Source organism: Secundilactobacillus mixtipabuli, assembly GCF_002217925.1.
Classification (GTDB): domain Bacteria; phylum Bacillota; class Bacilli; order Lactobacillales; family Lactobacillaceae; genus Secundilactobacillus; species Secundilactobacillus mixtipabuli.
Map to the genome: position 1 here is coordinate 1 of NZ_BCMF01000060.1, position 242 is coordinate 242.

The following is a 242-nucleotide window of genomic DNA, read 5'->3' on the forward strand; positions in this document are numbered from 1 at the left end:
CCACTTCCCTACTTAAATTCGGTCCTCATCACAGCTTGTCTACCCGGTTGAAAGCATTTTACTAACAACCAGACTTGCTGCTTGAACGCACATATCCAACAGTGCGCACGGCTTAGCCTCCTGCGTCCCTCCATCGCTCAAACATATCTTACTAGTACAGGAATATCAACCTGTTGGCCATCGTCTACGCCTTGCGGCCTCGACTTAGGTCCCGACTAACCCTGGGAGGACGAGCCTTCCCC

The 242-nt window shown here is 52.1% G+C and carries 1 rRNA gene; it reads right to left on the reverse strand.

The features are described 5' to 3' along the window. Positions 1-242 (reverse strand): 23S ribosomal RNA (locus tag IWT5_RS11995); the annotation flags it as partial.